The organism is Natronospira proteinivora (genome assembly GCF_024170465.1).
Taxonomy (GTDB): domain Bacteria; phylum Pseudomonadota; class Gammaproteobacteria; order Natronospirales; family Natronospiraceae; genus Natronospira; species Natronospira proteinivora.
This window is the reverse complement of the sequence record NZ_JALJYF010000001.1, coordinates 265,184-281,930: the sequence shown is the minus strand read 5'-3', so window position 1 is coordinate 281,930 and position 16,747 is coordinate 265,184. Positions and strand designations below refer to the sequence as shown.

15 protein-coding genes are annotated in these 16,747 nt (G+C 59.9%); 6 read left to right on the top strand and 9 right to left on the bottom strand.

Annotated features, from left to right (window positions below):
* Positions 1–393 precede the first annotated feature (393 nt).
* A complete protein-coding gene (locus tag J2T60_RS01330; protein ID WP_253444353.1) occupies positions 394–2,424 on the top strand; it encodes a dipeptidyl-peptidase 5 in 2,031 nt (676 codons plus the stop codon).
* Positions 2,425–2,848: 424 nt separating this feature from the next.
* On the opposite strand, the gene J2T60_RS01325 is transcribed toward J2T60_RS01330, so the two are convergent.
* The 4 genes from J2T60_RS01325 to J2T60_RS01310 form a co-directional block, all read right to left on the bottom strand.
* Positions 2,849–3,505: a thiopurine S-methyltransferase gene (locus tag J2T60_RS01325; RefSeq protein WP_253444350.1), complete on the bottom strand. Its 657-nt coding sequence runs from the start codon at positions 3,503–3,505 to the stop codon at positions 2,849–2,851.
* An 89-nt stretch (positions 3,506–3,594) separates the two neighbouring features.
* A complete protein-coding gene (locus J2T60_RS01320; RefSeq protein ID WP_253444347.1) occupies positions 3,595–4,053 on the bottom strand; it encodes a CopD family protein in 459 nt (152 codons plus the stop codon).
* 30 nt (positions 4,054–4,083) lie between these two features.
* The gene (locus J2T60_RS01315) at positions 4,084–4,314 is read right to left on the bottom strand and encodes a hypothetical protein (protein ID WP_253444344.1); all 231 of its coding nucleotides are present in this window, start codon (positions 4,312–4,314) and stop codon (positions 4,084–4,086) included.
* Between the two features lie 14 nt (positions 4,315–4,328).
* Positions 4,329–4,781: a hypothetical protein gene (locus J2T60_RS01310; protein ID WP_253444341.1), complete on the bottom strand. Its 453-nt coding sequence runs from the start codon at positions 4,779–4,781 to the stop codon at positions 4,329–4,331.
* Between the two features lie 59 nt (positions 4,782–4,840).
* Between J2T60_RS01310 and J2T60_RS01305 the strand changes: the two genes are divergently transcribed.
* From J2T60_RS01305 to J2T60_RS01295, 3 genes are all read left to right on the top strand, one after another.
* Positions 4,841–5,947, top strand: coding sequence for a PQQ-dependent sugar dehydrogenase (locus J2T60_RS01305; RefSeq protein WP_253444338.1), 1,107 nt, complete (start codon positions 4,841–4,843; stop codon positions 5,945–5,947).
* On the top strand, positions 5,944–6,603 hold the full coding sequence (locus J2T60_RS01300) for a TVP38/TMEM64 family protein (RefSeq protein WP_253444335.1): 660 nt from the start codon (positions 5,944–5,946) through the stop codon (positions 6,601–6,603). The genes J2T60_RS01305 and J2T60_RS01300 overlap by 4 nt, the downstream gene beginning before the upstream one ends.
* Positions 6,604–6,712: 109 nt before the next feature.
* The gene (locus tag J2T60_RS01295) at positions 6,713–7,543 is read left to right on the top strand and encodes a DUF547 domain-containing protein (RefSeq protein ID WP_253444333.1); all 831 of its coding nucleotides are present in this window, start codon (positions 6,713–6,715) and stop codon (positions 7,541–7,543) included.
* 341 nt (positions 7,544–7,884) lie between these two features.
* Here the strand turns inward: J2T60_RS01295 and J2T60_RS01290 are convergent, their stop codons facing one another.
* The 3 genes from J2T60_RS01290 to recQ all read right to left on the bottom strand — a co-directional run bounded on the left by J2T60_RS01290 (position 7,885) and on the right by recQ (position 11,572).
* On the bottom strand, positions 7,885–8,832 hold the full coding sequence (locus J2T60_RS01290) for an SPFH domain-containing protein (RefSeq protein ID WP_253444330.1): 948 nt from the start codon (positions 8,830–8,832) through the stop codon (positions 7,885–7,887).
* 37 nt (positions 8,833–8,869) lie between these two features.
* Positions 8,870–9,322 (bottom strand): hypothetical protein, encoded by a 453-nt coding sequence (locus J2T60_RS01285; protein WP_253444328.1) that lies wholly within the window; start codon positions 9,320–9,322, stop codon positions 8,870–8,872.
* Positions 9,323–9,415: 93 nt separating this feature from the next.
* Positions 9,416–11,572 (bottom strand): DNA helicase RecQ, encoded by a 2,157-nt coding sequence (gene recQ, locus J2T60_RS01280; protein WP_253447519.1) that lies wholly within the window; start codon positions 11,570–11,572, stop codon positions 9,416–9,418.
* 212 nt (positions 11,573–11,784) lie between these two features.
* On the opposite strand from recQ, the gene J2T60_RS01275 reads away from it, so the two are divergent.
* The gene (locus J2T60_RS01275; protein WP_253444325.1) at positions 11,785–13,104 is read left to right on the top strand and encodes a ferredoxin reductase family protein; all 1,320 of its coding nucleotides are present in this window, start codon (positions 11,785–11,787) and stop codon (positions 13,102–13,104) included.
* A complete protein-coding gene (locus J2T60_RS01270) occupies positions 13,101–13,469 on the top strand; it encodes a cytochrome b5 domain-containing protein (RefSeq protein WP_253444322.1) in 369 nt (122 codons plus the stop codon). Before J2T60_RS01275 ends, J2T60_RS01270 begins: the two co-directional genes overlap by 4 nt.
* Positions 13,470–13,546: 77 nt before the next feature.
* Here J2T60_RS01270 and J2T60_RS01265 read toward each other — a convergent pair whose 3' ends face one another.
* Both J2T60_RS01265 and J2T60_RS01260 read right to left on the bottom strand, forming a co-directional pair.
* Complete coding sequence (locus J2T60_RS01265; RefSeq protein WP_253444319.1) at positions 13,547–15,790, bottom strand: MtrB/PioB family decaheme-associated outer membrane protein; 2,244 nt, start codon at positions 15,788–15,790, stop codon at positions 13,547–13,549.
* On the bottom strand, positions 15,787–16,686 hold the full coding sequence (locus J2T60_RS01260; RefSeq protein WP_253444317.1) for a DmsE family decaheme c-type cytochrome: 900 nt from the start codon (positions 16,684–16,686) through the stop codon (positions 15,787–15,789). The genes J2T60_RS01265 and J2T60_RS01260 overlap by 4 nt, the downstream gene beginning before the upstream one ends.
* Positions 16,687–16,747 lie beyond the last annotated feature (61 nt).

The following is a 16,747-nucleotide window of genomic DNA, read 5'->3' as shown; positions in this document are numbered from 1 at the left end:
ATCATGAAGTGCGGGAGGGTCTTGTAGTGATTAGCGGAGGCGATATGCGGCGTTGGTACTTCCCCAATACCAAGTCGTGATGAAGCAAAAAGCCGGGTCCCCCAAAAATCGCTCGGTCCCCCAAAGTGCCCGACACGATCATTTCCCCATTGACATAGAAAAATAGTAGCCAATTATCCCTTGAATTCAAGTGTGCCAGAAAAAAAATCGGAAAATTCGGTAGTAAGCATTTCACCATACCTTCTGTAAACAAGTGGCACCCCCCCTGCCCCTGACTTGAACATTTGGCGGGATCCCGCAACGCAGCTCTGGAAAGACACATGTCATATGGACACACAGGGACGTTATGGTGTAACAATACGTCTTTGGTCCTGAGTGTTGATGGAGGAAAAGATGACACGTCTATTTCTGGCGGGTCTGGCGCTGTGCCTGGCTACAGGCTGTGCCGAGGCCAACAACAATGATGATCATGAACCCTTGTCCAAGGAGATCCTCTGGCAGCTGGATCGCCTGGGCAGTCCGGTGGTTTCACCCGCCGGCGGCCATGTGGTGGTTCCTGTCACCCGTTACGATGTGGATTCGGATGAATCCGAGACCCATCTCTGGCTGCTCGACGAGGACGGTGAACGCCAACGGCAGCTGACCCGCCATGAAGCCGGCGGCAGCAATCCGGTGTTCAGTCCTGATGGGTCCATGCTGGCCTTCACCAGCGCACGCGGTGATGACGAGCGGCCGCAAATCTATCTCCTGCCCATGGACATGCCCGGAGAGGCAGAGCAGCTGACCGAGGTCCCCACCGGCGTGGGTGGCGTCAAATGGGTCGGTGAACACCTCTACTTTGTCAGCAATATCTGGCCGGACAAGGACTGGGAGGAGATGGAGGAAAAACTGGAGGAGCAGAAAGAAGATCCGGTCACCGCCCAGGCCTGGGATGATCTGCCTTACAGCTCCTGGGATCACTGGCTGGATGAGGAGCGGGAGAATCACCTGTTCCGGATTCCTGCGGAAGACGGAGAGATTGAAGCCATCACCCAGCCTACGGGCTGGCGGCTCTCCCGCTCCGGGGCCGGTGCCGGGAGCTATGACGTAGCCCCAGACGAATCCCGGGTGGCCTTTCAAGCAGACAGTGCCCGCGACGGGGTGAACCCGGAATACGATCTCTTTCTGGTGACACCGGGCGATGAGCAGGCCGAAAATATCACCGCCGACAATGAAGCCCCGGACAGCAGCCCCCTGTTCAGTCCGGACAGTCAGACCCTCGCCTTCACCCGCCAGCATATCCGCGGCTTCTATGCCGACCAGAGCGAGCTTATGTTCCATGATCTGGACAGCGGCGAGCAACGGATGCTGACCGAGGAATGGGACCGTTCAGTCTCGGACCTGGTCTGGGCACCGGACGGCAGCGGCCTGTACGGGGCCATTGATGATGCCGGTACCAACCGGGTCTATTTCATTAATGGCGAGTCCGGTGAACCACGGTCTGTCACCGGTGATACCAACTTCCAGAATCTCTCCATCTCTGATGACGGCACCCTGGTGGCCAACAACGAGAGCTTTCTCTTCCCGCCGCGGGTGGTCCGTGTGGAAACCGGCAACGGTGACGCCCACCGGCTCGAGGATTTCAATGACGAGATTCTCGCCGATGTGGATCTTGGCACTTACGAGTCGGTGACGTATGAGGGTTATGACGGACAGGAAATCCAGATGTGGGTCCACTACCCGCCGGGCTTTGATGAAAGCCAGGAATACCCCCTGTTCCTGCTGATTCACGGTGGCCCTCACAACGCCATTACGGACGGCTTCCACTTCCGCTGGAATGCCCAGACATTTGCCTCATGGGGCTATGTCACCGCTTGGCACAACTTCCATGGGTCCTCGGGGTTTGGCCAGGAATTCACTGACGCCATCAACCCGGACTGGAAGACCAAGCCTTACACCGACACCATCAAGGCCGCTGAATGGTTTGCTGAACAACCCTGGATTGACAGTGACCGCATGGTGGCCGGTGGCGGCAGTTATGGCGGTTATCTGTCCAGTGTGCTGCTGGCCAAGGACCACCCCTTCAACACATTGGTCATCCATGCCGCGGTCTACAACATGTACTCCCAGATGTCGGCGGATTTCGCCGTCCATAGCGACCGCTTCGGTGATTTCTGGGAACATGACATCTACGAGGAAATCTCCCCCCACTACCTGGCCGGGGACTTTGATACACCGGCTCTGATTATCCACGGACAGAAGGATTACCGGGTGCCGGTGGGACAGGGTTTCGAGATTTTCCGCACCCTGCGCCACCAGGGTGTTGATGCCCGCATGGTGTATTACCCCGACGAGAATCACTGGATTCTCAAACCCAACAACTCCATTCGCTGGTACGAGGAAGTCCGCGACTGGATTGAGGAGTACGCCGAACCGGCCCGTTGATGGCCATCCGCCCCTGGGAGGATTGAGCCAGGGGATAATCAAGGTAAAAAAGCCCCGCCAGCCTGGCTGTCGGGGCTTTTTTGGGTTCTTAGTCAATCTCCTTGGAGAGTAATTAACTCTCTCTGATTCGGAACTGTCTATATCAGCAACTCAAACGAAGCCCAAGCCAACTCACTCCATCGCTGCTTTCAGCCTGGAGGATCGAGCACATGGTGGGATTGGCCAGGGCTGTGCGCGACAGGGATGTCGCGCCCAGAGCGTCTCAGGGATGGATTCACAGCGTCCCTGGCCAATCCCACCATGTGATCGAGCCGTGAAACCCTGAAAGCGGTCGACTTCTTTCGGGTGGCAGAGCCTGAATCGCCTCGTAGCGTTCGGGCGCGAATTGTTCCGGCATTGCGCAATTGAAACGCTGCAAACACCACTAGTTACGTCGTTCCAGGTAGAAGACCGACTCCGTGCCGTGTGTGAGGCCGCGTCGACTCAAGGGATCATCCGTTCCCAGCGCTCGTTGGAGCAGGCGGCTCAGCTTGAAGTCTGGCTGAAACAGGCGGAAGACTTCCTCGTCACTGACATTGAAGGGTGGGCCCTGAAGCGAGCCGTCTGAATAATCCAGACTTATCAGCAAACCCCGGCTGCCTGGTGACAGGACCCTTGCCAGATGGGCGACATAATCCTCCCGCATGGCCGGTGGCAGTGCGATCAAGGCAGCACGATCATAGAACAAGCTCACCCCCGCCAGATCGGCCGCTTTGAGATCCCAGAAGTCGCCGCACAGCAGCTGAATCCGGCCGTGGCTGAAGCGCTGGAAACGCCCATGACGGCTTTGCGCAGGGGTCAGCCCACGTTCGGCAAAGAATTCCCGGCACGCCACCGGGCTCAGCTCCACGCCAGTCACGGCATGGCCCTGGGCTTGTAGCCAGGCCATGTCATGGGCCTTGCCACACAGCGGCACCAGAACGCCCTCCTCGGGAGCTGGCCTAAGTTCCTGCCACAGGGTTTTCAGGTTATGGTTGACTTGGGCCTGATGAAAACCGATCTGCCCCTGCTGCCACCGTTCATGCCAGAACGCCGCCTTCATACCCGACTCCCACCTATTACTTTAGGCCCCGCTAATATAGCGGGGGTCAGCCGGTACCGGCAAGCCCGGTCATTTGCCAAACCAGAGGCTTACCAATAAACACCGCCGGAAGCGATGGCAACGGTGATCAGGCCGAGTAGCAGGTTAATGCCCACGGCGCGTCGGATCAGGGGGATCTGGCGCCCGCCATCGGAGGCATCATCCGCCTGGTCGGCCCGCTTTAAGCGTCGATAGGGCACAAAGAAGACCCATGCGTAGATCAGCATCATCAGCAGGCCAATGGCGTGCATCAGATGAATATGCCAGCCCACGGCTCCCCAGCCCCCCATCAGGGCCACCAAGCCATGGCCGCTGACCAGCAATACCGCCACGGCAATCCAGACCCAGAGGAAAAAACGGGACAGGGCCTCCTGCCAGAGACCGGGCCGCTGAGCGGGCTCGATACGGGCCACCACCGCCGGGCGCATGGCCATATAGGCGTAGAACATGCCCCCCACCCAGATAACGGCGGCAAGGCTGTGAAGACTGATAAACAGACCGTGGAGCATGGCGGTATTCCTTTTAAGAGAGTCTAGCCCCTACTCAAGCCCGGTCCCGCCAATGCCTGGATTATCCAGGCTATCGGCCCCGGCTTCAGGAGCATAACTGGCCGCCTCTTCCTTGCAGGGTGTCATGGGGCGTTCATCCAGCGGGGCCAATCGAGCCTCCATCTCCGGCGGCACCACCAGATAGCGGGGCGGACGATGCAATTCCGCCTGGGCGGACTCGCGTTCTTCGCTCGAAACCGTGTCGTCTTCTTCGCGGCTCATACGGTCTCCTGGGATCAGGCAGCTTGCCCGCTGGGGGTTTCACTCAGCCTAACAAATATCCAGCCGCCCAGCAGACCGGGCAGGGCCATGAACACACTGCCGGCCAGAGTGCGGGTCGCGGCAATGGGGGTCATGGGCAAGGCGACATGCAAAAGCCCGATCAGGGCCGCTACCGCCAGCAACCCAGCCACCGGATACAGCCAGGCCGCCATCCCCGGCCCCAGGCGCAACAAAGCCTGGGCCAGCAGAAATGCCAACAACAAGGCCACCCCCACCAATACCGCCCACAGTGGGGCAAAACCAATCAGATCCTGGAAGGTGACCTGCAGTCGCTCGCCGAAACCTACCGGCGCTCCCCACTGGCGAATGGCGGCCAGATTGAACTGGCTCTGGACGATTGAACCCACGGCGGCCGTGGCCAGAACGGCCAGCAACCAGCGAAACAACCACCCGCCCAGTTTCCTCATGGGGCCTGCTCCTGTAAGTTCTTGTTAAGGCTTTATACCTTGATGCCAGGAATCGTCCCATGAACGTTATCCAACGCGCAATTGCCCTGTCACTATGCTGCCTGTGCCTGTCGGCCATAAGCACCCCCCTCAAGGCCCATGATTATCAACTGGAGACCCTGGCCGAGGGGCTGGAACATCCCTGGTCCATGGCCTTTCTCCCGGATGGCCAAATACTGGTCACCGAAAGGGCCGGTCGTCTGCGCTTGATTGAAGACAGCGAACTACACCCCGAAGCCATTGATGGTGTTCCTGAGGCCTATGTGGCCAGCCAGGGCGGACTGTTCGAGGTGATGCCGCACCCGGATTATGCCGACAATGGCTGGCTGTATCTCAGCCTGGCCCACGGCACGGCCCGGGCCAATACCACCCGCGTGGTTCGAGCCCGCCTGTCCGACCATGCCCTGGTGGACTTGGAAGTGATTTTCGAGGCCGAACCCACCCGCTCCACCCCCGTTCACTACGGCGGTCGCATGACCTTCCTGCCGGATAACACACTGTTGCTGGGCCTGGGTGATGGGTTTGATTACCGTGAGCAGGCCCAGAACCGGGCCAACCACCTGGGCAGCCTGCTGCGTCTGAATGAGGACGGATCCATTCCCGACGACAATCCCTTTGTGGATGATGAGGAAGCCCAAGACGAAATCTACAGCTATGGTCACCGCAATATCCAGGGCATCATTCATGACCCGGCCACCGATAGAATCTGGTCCCATGAGCACGGCCCCCGGGGTGGCGACGAACTGAACATCATTGAGGCCGGCACCAACTACGGCTGGCCGCTGGCCACCCACGGGGTGGACTATTCCGGGGCACGCATCACCCCCCATCAATCCCTGCCGGGCATGAAAGACCCCGTCCTGGTGTGGACCCCGGCCATTGCCCCGGCCGGCCTGAGTCAGTACCGGGGCGAGGCCTTCCCGGACTGGGACGGCGACCTGCTGGTGGCCGGGCTGGTGTCCCGCTCAGTGGTCCGGGTTCGTTTGGAAGGTAGCTCGGCGGCGGAGCAGGAACAGCTATTCGAAGAGCTGGAGAGCCGGATTCGGGACGTGCAAGTCGGTCCGGAGGGTTATATCTATTTGCTCACGGACCAGTCCAACGGCCGATTGATTCGCGTTAAACCATGAAACAGACCCCATCATGGCGCTTGCTATTGCTTGCCCTGGTGCTGATTGCCGGCACCCTCTTGTCGATCTGGCAACCAATCCCCCTGGAGACCCTGCTGGCCTGGGGGGAACGCTGGATGAGTCATCCGGCGGCCTGGGTCGCCCTCATTACCCTCCAGGCCCTGCTGTTCACCTTTGCCTTGCCCGGCAGCACCCTGGTCTGGGTGGTAGCACCCTTTTTACCGCCCCTTATCGCCGTACCCATCCTGGTGGCCGGCAGTACCCTGGGCGCGGTAGGAGCCCGCCACTTTTCCGGCTCACTGAGCCGGGGCTGGGCGCCCGGCCCCAAGGCCCGGGCGATCGTCGATCTGCTGGAACGGCAGGGCAATCTGTTCACCCAAGTGGCCCTGCGGGCCCTGCCGGGCTTTCCCCACTCGGTGGTCAACTATGCCGGCGGCTTGATACCCCTGCCCTTGCCCACCTTCGTACTGGCCGCCCTGCTGGGCCTGACCGCCAAATGGTGGGTCTATGCCGGCGCACTCCACGGCCTGACCCAAGCCGTGGTGGAGGAGGAAGCCCTGGATGTCACCGTCCTGCTCCCCCTCTTTCTGCTGGTGGGCATGATGGGTCTTGCCCAACTCATTCTGGTCCGTCTCCGGCGGAACAGCGGGGATTAAGCAGCCTGTAACAAGGATCTGTCATTAGCGTCTCAAAGCCTGAGATGCCCCTTGAAACGAAAAAGATGCTGATATGCGCCTAGCCAGACACTTATCAACGTTACTCTTCATGACCATGGCCCTGGTGGCTCTCTCCGGGACATCGCTGGCCGATAGCCCACGGGAATCGTTGGAAACCACCTTCGCCCCCTTCCAGAAACTGCTGGATGCCCATCTCACGGAAAAGACACTGGAGAACGATGGCCTGGTATCCGCCTTTGATTACCAGACGGCACTGAACCGGGATACCAGCATGGAATGGGTCCAGAAGCAGCGAAACATCCTGGCCGATTTCGATATCGACAATCTGGATGATCGGGAGCGCTTCAACGCCTTCTGGCTGAATGCCTATAACTTTTTCATGATCGCTCACATTCTGGAAGAACGCCCGGATGGAGAGCTGATTGATTCGGTCTGGGATTATGGCGGCCGCTACAATCCCTTTCGCAAGAATGTCTTCGAGCGGGAGCTATTCGAAATCGATGGCCAAAAATACAGCCTGGACGAAATGGAAAAAGGCATCCTGCTGGGTGAAGATTACTGGGACAAGGGCTGGGCCGATGCCCGGGTCCACTTTGCGGTCAACTGTGCTTCGGTAGGCTGCCCGCCACTGCGGGATCAGGTCTATACCGCCGAAAACATCGATCATTACCTGGAAGAAAACACCCGCCGGGCATTGAACACCCACTACCACCTGAAGGTAGACGGAGACAGGCTCTATCTCAGCAGTCTTTTTGACTGGTACGAGAACGACTACAAAAGAGAAAATGACAGTGTCCGGGACTGGATTCGGGAACACGGTGATGAGCGGGTGCATGAAAAGCTGGATCAGACCCAAAGGATTCGTTACATCGACTACGACTGGGCCTTGAACAAACCGGCCAACTTCCCCGAATTCTAATGCCAAAAAATAAGGTCCATCGCGCAATTCCGTGGACCTAGTGAGGCCCATCCGCATCGGGAACTATCTATCTCAGCCATTCGAACGTAGCCCAAGTCAGCTCATCTCTCCAACACTTTCGGTCTGAAGGATCGATTACATGGCAGGGTTTTCAGGGGCTGTGCGAGACAGGGATGTCGCGCACAGCCCTGGCCAGCCCCACCCTGCACTCGATCCTCCCGAATTAAAGCATCTGTGCTGCCCGCAATTCCACGAAGACCCAAAAATAAGGAGGGTGGCCAAGGTGGAATCACCTTGGCCACCCTCCCCGGGATCCGGCCTTTAATCAAAATACGACGCGCTTACTGTTTCAGCTTGCCGGCCAGATCACTGAAGGCGCCAATGGTGCTGCCCAGCTGACTGAATTCGGCGGGCAAGAAGACTCGGTCCCCTTCCTTGGCGATATTGGGCAGGGTGCGCAGGTATTCCAGGCCCAGCAGATAGCCCGTGACCCGCTCGGCATTCAGGCCCTTGTCACCGCCGGCGGAGAGAATCGTTTCAATGGCCTTTCGCTCACCCTCGGCACGGCGGATGGCGGCTTCACGGTCCCCATCGGCCCGCAGCACGGCGGCTTCCTTGTCCCCTTCCGCCTGTTTGATCTCGGCTTCCCGGTGGCCATTGGCCTCGGTAACGGTAGCCCGACGTTTCCGCTCGGCGGTCATCTGGGCCCGCATGGCTTCTTCGATTTCCTCGGGCAGGTCGATGTCCTGAATCTCCACCCGGGTCACCTTCACACCCCACTTCTCGCCAGCTTCGTCGAGAATCTGCAGCAGACGCTGGTTCACTTCATCCCGGTTTTCCAGCAGATCATCCAGTTCCCGATTACCCACCACGGAACGAAGGGTTGTGCGCGTCAGGGTTTCCACGGCAAGAACAAAATTTTCCACCGTATAGACCACGGACTTGGGATCCACCACCTGGTAGTAAATAGCCCCGTTGACTCGAACGGCGACATTGTCCCGGGTGATCATGGGCTGACTGGGGAAATCCAGAACCGTTTCCCGCTGGTCGATCCGGTTGGTATTGGTCATGATGCGCTGGGCGGTGCGGGTATAACCCTGGACCGTTACCTGGCGGGGTTGATCGACAAAGGGAATGATGAGATTGATACCGGGATTCAATACCCGATGAAAACTCCCCAGCCGTTCAATGACCATGCATTCGGACTGCTGGACAATACGCAGGCCCTGGGCCAGAAAAACGGCAATAAGAACGGCCAGAAGGCCAATGACAATAATACTGGCTTCCATGTAATGCCCCTTCAGTAATTAACGAATAAAATGACAATCAAATTTGACGGGAAGACCCGCCGTCCACCGCACGAACCAAGGCCTTGATGCCGCGGAACCGCAGAACCACGACCTCCATGCCCTTTTCTGGTTCGATACCGCTGGGGAACTCGGCCGGATAGAAATCCCCGTAGATTTCCACGCCGATGCGCCCATCCCGTTCCACTACCGGACGGGGTTCACCGGCTTTGCCACCGGGCTCGTTCATGACTGACACGCCCTGCTCTGGGAAGTAGCGGCGAAAGACCATCACAATCAACGGCACGATAACCGCTGCCGCCACCCCGAAGATCAACAGCTGACCAGCAAAGCCCATACCCGGCAGAAAGATCAGCACTACCGCCACCACGGCCGCAGCCAGGCCCAGTCCGAGCAAAATGAACTGACCACCCGCCAGTTCCGCCAGGGCCAGCAGCAATGCCGCTACCGCCCAAAGATGCCATGCCTGCATGGAAAAGCTCCCCCATCGGAAAAGACAATAGTATAAGCGTTGACCCGGCCCAGGTCACCGGAGCCGTAGAACAGTGGCCCGAATCCATCGGCCTCAAGCATCATCACCCGACAGTTCATGGCGCAATGAGGCCCGCACCAGTTTGAGTGTCTTGAAGTCATAGGCTTCATCCAACGCTTCATAGACCGGACGCAGGCGCATCGCCACTTCCCCCTCACTCATCAAGGCGTCTCGGAGTATGGTCAATTCGCCTTGTTCCAGATCCAGCACGGCTTCCAGGGGCAAGCCCCCCTCTTCCACCGCCCGCGCCAGGTGATCCTGAATGGTGACAATAGCCAGTTCCCGGCGAGCGGCAATGGCGTCCACGCTCAGCCCCTGACGGAAGAAATCCACGGTGATGTGATGGCTTTCTTCCTTGGGGCCACCCTCGGAAAGGCTGTTGAGTACATCCAGAAACTGCTGGCCATAACGTTCCAGCTTGGCCTGCCCCACGCCGGTGACCTGGGCCATCTGGTCCAGGGTGGTGGGTTTCAAGCGCAGCATTTCCATGAGCGTGGCGTCATGAAATATCACATAGGGTGGCACACCCTCGGCTTCGGCCTGTTCCCGACGGCAACGACGCAATGCTTCCCAACCTTCCGGGTGCTGACCATCGCCCCGGGTGGCGGACCGGCTACGCCGGGTGGGTCCCGCCGCATCCCGCCGAATGGCCAGCGTCTGCTCCCCTCGCAGCAAGGGGCGACAATCCGGGGCCAATCGCACACCGCCATGGCCTTCCGGATCGGTCTCCAGATAGCCCCGGGCCAGCAACTGACGGGCCACCGAATACCAGGTTTTCTTGTCCACATGGTGGCCGATGCCAAAGGTACTCAGACGGTCATGTCCGGCCCGCCGAATCTTCTCACTCACGCTGCCCCGCAGGATGTCGATCACATGGGCGGCTCCGTAGCGCTGGCCGCTGCGATAGACACAGGAAAGGAACATGCGGGCCGGCTCGGTGGCATCCCAGGTCTCGGGTGGGTTTAGGCAATTGTCGCAATTGCCGCATTCACCGGGATGGTCCTCACCGAAATAGGCCAGCAACTGCTGGCGACGGCAATCGGTGGATTCGCAAAAGCCGAGCAGGGATTCCAGGCGACGGCGCTCGGCCTGCTGCTGCTCCAGTCCGGCATTGGACTGGGCCAGCAACTGGCGAACCTGATAGACATCCTGCAGGCCGTAGACCATCCAGGCATCGGCGGCCAAGCCGTCCCGGCCCGCCCGGCCGGTCTCCTGATAATAGGACTCCATACTCTTGGGCAGGTCCAGGTGGGCGACAAAACGAACATCCGGTTTGTCGATCCCCATGCCGAAGGCCACCGTGGCCACAATCACCACCCCGTCTTCCTGCAGGAAACGGCGCTGGTGGGTGGCCCGCTCGTTGGCCGACAGACCGGCATGATAGGGCAAGGCGGTGACGCCCCGGCTGTTCAGCCACTCGGCCACGGATTCGGTCTTCTTGCGGCTCAGGCAATAGACAATGCCCGAGGCATCCCGGTGGCGCTGGTGGATGAAACCCAACAACTGATCCCGGGCGTTGAGCTTGGGCCCCACCTGATAGCGGATATTGGGCCGGTCAAAGCTGGAGACCCAGGTTTCGGCCCCATCGGAGAGCAGCTGCTGCTCGATCTCCCGCCGGGTCCGGGTATCGGCCGTGGCGGTCAGGGCAATGCGGGGAACCTGGGGGAAGCGCTGGCGCAGCACATCCAGGCGCATGTACTCGGGCCGAAAATCATGCCCCCACTGGGAGACGCAATGGGCCTCATCAATGGCGAAAAGCGCGATCTCCAAACCGGCCAGGCGGTCCAGGAAAAAGCCCGACAGCAGTTTCTCCGGCGCCACGTAGATCAAATCCAGCTGACTGGACCAGAGGGCGGCTTCCACTTCCCGCCGTTCATCCGGATCCAGGCTGGAGTTCAGACAGGCGGCCCGGACCCCATTGTGCTTGAGGGCTTCCACCTGATCCCGCATCAGGGCGATCAAGGGGGAAACCACCACGGCGGTACCCGGGCGCAGCAACGCCGGTATCTGATAGCACAGGGATTTGCCGCCGCCGGTGGGCATGAGAACCAGGGCATTCTGCCCGGCCACCACCGACTCGATAATGGGGCCCTGGCTGCCCCGAAAGGACTCATAACCGAAGACCGAGCGCAGCAGCGCTCGGGCCCGCGTCATTACTGGCTGACTGTCTCTGGATTCGGCCTGTTCCATAGGCCGCATAGCTTAACCCAGACCGGCCCCGAATCGGGGCCGGTCGTTGTCGGAAATTATCGACACGGCTTGTCAGCATCCAAAAAGCATGCCCCGGATCCGCTCCCACTTGGCCCACAATCGACCAGCACGACATTGCTAACAAATTGATCGTGATCAAATTCATTCCCTGAATACCTGCTAGTCTGGGAAGACAAAGAGGGAGATATTGCATGCGTAATCCTGGCGACGGACTGATACTGGCCCTGCTGCTCATCCCCACCCTGCTGGCAGCCATTTTCGGTTGGCCGGGCTCGGCAACAGCGGGGCAATGGCTGGGCTATATGGGGCGGCTGGCTGGCGTGGCTGGCCTGGCGGCCATGTTCATCGCTGCCATTGTCAGCGTGCGCCTGCCCGGCGTGGACCGCTACTTCGGGGGACTGACCCGACTCTGGAAACAACACCACTATCTGGGCCTGGCGGCACTATTGCTGCTGCTCATCCACCCGGTATTGATGGCGCTTTCCCGGGTGCCCTTTGGGCTGCCCGCCATGCAGGAAGTGCTTTGGCCGGCGAGCGGGGACTGGGTGATGTGGGCCGGCTGGGTGGCCCTGATCGCCATGATGGTCTTCCTGGCCCCCAGTTTTCAGTTCTTCGGCCGTCCGGATTATCAACGCTGGAAAGGCATTCACTTTCTCGCCGGCCTGGCCCTGCTACTGGGGCTTTTGCATACCCTACCCCTGACCCGCAGCATGCCACCGGCCGTTTCCAACAGCGTCTGGGGCATCCTGGGCGGTGCGGCGCTGCTGATTTTCCTGTGGCGGGCCGGACCGGCCCGGCGGATCATGCGCAAACCCTATGAAGTGACCCGGGTCCGCCAACTGGCCGATCGCATCGTTGAGATTCATCTCAACCCCATCAAGGGCAAGCGCCTGCAGTTCGAACCCGGCCAATTCATCTATTTCACCCCGCGCGACGAATCCCTGAGTGCGGGTCGCAATGAAGAACACCCTTACACCCTCAGTTCAGCGCCCCAGGACGAAGGTCTGAAGATCGCCGTCAAGGACCTGGGGGATGCCAGCCACGCACTGCAGTCCCTGCGTGCCCAGACCGAAGCGTCAGTGGACGGCCCCTATGGGTTGTTCTTCCCCCCCCATCTTCGCCACAGAAAACAACTGTGGATTGGCGGTGGCATCGGCATTACGCCTTTTGTCAGTGCAGCCGAATTTCTCCGCAGCGGTGGTAATGAGGCGACTGAACGCTGGGGCGACAGCGTACTCATCAATTGCGCCAATGATCCATCAAGGGCCTACTATGCAGACAGCCTCAAGGAGGCAGCTGACTCTGCCCGGGCCCTGACCCTTATACCCCACTACTTCGCTGAGCAAGGCCCGCTGAATAAGGACTTTGTATTAGCCCACTGCCCCGATGCCGGCGAACGGCAGTGGTTTGTTTGTGGACCGCCCGCCCTGGTTAGAATCAGCCGGGATATTGCCCGGGAGCTGGGTGTTCCCGCTTCCGCTTTCCATTCAGAGGAGTTTGATTTTCTATGAACAAGCTTGCCTATACCGCCTTCATTGCCTTTTGGGCCTCTGTGATAACACTGTTTGCCGTCAGCTCCTTGGCCGGAGAAGCAGAAAAAGACGACAAAAACGATGACGGGCTGCCCATCATTACCATGGAAGAGCTGGCCGAACATGATAACGAGGACAGTTGCTGGAAGGCCATTGACGGTAAAGTCTACGATGTCACCGATTACATTCCGGAGCACCCCACGCCACCTTCCGTAATGTACGAGTGGTGTGGCAAAGAGAGCACCGAAGCCTGGGATACCAAGGGCTACGGTCGTCCCCACAGCAAGGCAGCCGAAGCCATGCTGGAGGATATGCTGCTTGGCCGTCTCGAAGAAGAGTCCTGAGGTGTGAGTGGATCACAGCGGCCCTGAACCGTCCGGTCGCTGTGATCCCTGCCCAGCCCTCGCCGCGCTTGGCGGGCTCAACGGGGCCGGAAATCCCAGCTGAGGCTGAGGCTGTACCAATCCAGGGTCTGGCTGCCTAATTCCTGGCCGGAAGCAATCACCCCGCTCATGGTATCCAGATCGATATCGCTCCAGGCCCAGTCATCACTGCGATAGCGGTCCCGGTACCAGCGCCAGTTCAGGTTCAGATTGTCGCGCAGGGCATGACGCCCACTGAGACTGAATACCCGTCCACGACTACGCACGGTGGGAATGGGCTCCAGGGACAGGGCCGGGCCACTACGGATATCGAATTCACTGCGTGAGCGGCTCTCGCTCCACTCCAAACGCAAACGCAAGTCCCGCCCCTCGGGTTCAAAGTTCACCCCGCCCCCAAGGACACTGACCCGGTCTTCATTCTCCAGATACCAATCCCGGTCCGGGTCTACCGAATCAGGGCCTTTCATGGAACCCCGGAAGCTGCGATTGCGTTGATCGGCCTCAATGGTATCGACGGTAGCAAAGCCGTCCAGGGACCAGTCCTCATGCCAGTACCAGGCCACATCACCTGCCAGCCCCTGGCTTTGGCCACGCTCCAGGCCCAGGGGAGAATCCTTATAATCGTCCCGGGACTGGCTGATATTGGCACCCCAGTGTAATGACTCGGACACGGCCATATCCCAACGCAGGTTCACACGGTATTGATCCCGATCGGCCAGATTGTAGCGCCTCAGCAAAGGATGGTTTTCAAACTGCACCGACTCGTCCACGCCTTCCACATAGGCCTCGGTAAAGGTATGGAAATAGATGGCGGTGGGATCGTATTCATCGGCACGCCGTCGGCTGTGCTCGGCCTGTATGGACAGTTGCTGGCGGTCACTCAGGGAGCGGCGCAGGCCGAGACGAAAACGGTCTTCCTCCGTCCGCCCGACTTCGGAAAAATCCCGCTCCATGATTTTGCGTCGATAGCCACCGCGAAGCTGACCACCCCCCGACAAACGCCAGCCGGCATCCAGATCCAGGCGGTGCTCGGTAAAGCTTACAGGCAGATTGCGCCGGGCCCGGCCATGGGCCTCCCCCGGGGTCTGGTTGACCGCGTCACCCCCCACGCTGTTATAGACATCCACCGGGGTCTGGTTATCCCGATCTTCATAATGATGGCGGATATCCAGACGCAAGCGGTCCATGGGGCGCCAGTTCAGACGACTGGAAACGCGTAACAGATCAACCCGCCCATCCAGGCTGTCACGCGGCAAGGAATCACTCACGGAAAGATCGGGGTTAATGGTATAGGGCAGGAAGGCTTCATCCTGCTCGCTGCGTCCCAGCTGCAAATCGGTGGACAGGCGTAGACGGGGCGAAAACACATACCCCAGGCCAGAGCGAAGCTGTTGACTCTGGTTGCTGGGAGGCAGGCCGAGATGACCGCGGCCCTGGGGATGACTGGCCGAGGCATGCCAGCCACCCACATCGGAGAAGGGGTTATCGAATCGCAGGGCTTCGAAGTTGCCATTATCAAACAGGGACAGGAAGTAACTCAGCTCCCAATGCCAGCTTTCCCGTTGATAACGAAGCCCCAGCTCGGCTTCCCGGGTGGTGTAGTCCACCGGCGCCGGCACCAGGGCGGCCCGCACATTGCCCCCGGTACTGCCCATCACGGCCGCCGCCGGGCGATTGCCCCGACGTTGCTCTTCCCGCATGGTCACATGGGTCTGCCAACGTTGGTTCAGGGTGCGCTCATGGGCCAGGCGCAGGTCTTCCCGAACATGACCATAGGGGGCCCGGTTCAGATTCTCCTCCAGTTCCATGGCAGCGGTGGACGATCCGGATTGCCAGTCCTGGGGCAGGGTCAGTGTTTCCGTGCCGGCCCCTTCGAAAGGCGTCAGACCATCGCCCAGACGACGGGGTAGATAGCGGTAATCAATCCGGCTGCGATGTTCGCCGGGCACATTGTAATCCAGGGTCAAAGCGGCCGCTGAGGGGCCAAAACTTTCCGCCTGCATGCGCAACCAGCGGGGGCGCTCGGCATCACTCGCGCTACGCCAATCCAGGTTCAGGCCCCCGATTCCACGCCAGCCCTCACCGCTTAATTGATCACTGCGACCCAGGGCCGTGAGTTCACCAGACTGGTATCCCAGACCCAACTCCAGCTCCAATTGATGCCATACCCCATCGGCCTCGCTGTCTTCGGCAAGGGCGGTCACTGATGGCAGGAAAACCAGCCCCAGACTGAGCGGGCCCGCCAGGAACAGACCGGATGCCCAATCCCTGGCCCCGTTCATCTCGTCTGCCCCGCGCCGGAAGGATGATTGGAGCCATGCACATCGGTATGGCAATTCATGCAGTTTCGCTGAAGCATGGAGGAAGAGGCGCCTTGTGGCGGTACCCCGCCGCCATCCGGGGCTGTACTGGGATGGAAGGCCGCCGAGTGGCATTGTTGGCAAAGCTGGGGACCGCGCGCCTTGAGCAGATTATCGTGCACCGAGCCGTGAGGCTCGTGACAGCTGCCGCAACTTTCCCTGACCGGTGGATGCTCCCAGAGGAAGGGGCCTCGGAACTCGGCGTGGCAGCTATAGCAGGTTTCATTAAGAGAACCTTCTCTCAGCTCACCGTCACTGATGCTGCCATGGGGGGCATGGCAATCCATGCAACTCATTTCCTGGTGGCGCATGGGATGGCTGGAGGGACGGTGGATCTCACCACGGACCTGGGTGTGACAATCCAGGCACACCCGTTCCCGGGTCTCGCGCTGCATCATGGGGTCGGTCTTGCTGTGGGACTGGTGGCAATCCACGCAGCTGACATCCGCAAACTCATGGGCACTACCATGCCAATGCCGCTGGCTGTAATCATCATGGCAATCCAGGCAGGCCCGATTGGCCTGGCGCGCCGGGGTCTCAGCGGAGAAAGCCACTGCCGGCGGCGGGCGGCGGCCGTCCTGAACCGAGAGATGAGCCAAGCTGGGTCCATGGCAGGACTGGCATTGGAGTTGCGCGGCAGGACTGCGGTCATCACCGGACAAGCCGTGGGGGCTGTGGCGGATATCGGCCAGGGGATGGTCATCCTCCGGGATGTGACACATGACACAGGCCCGCTCACCGCCGGACGCATATCCGGCCTCTGCGGGGAAATCCGATGCCCCCCAGGCACCGGTGAGAAAAATCAGCAGACTCAGCACCCCTCAACCTCCCTGACGAACCCTGTCACTGGTTCTTTGATTACTTTCTAAAGGCCATGCA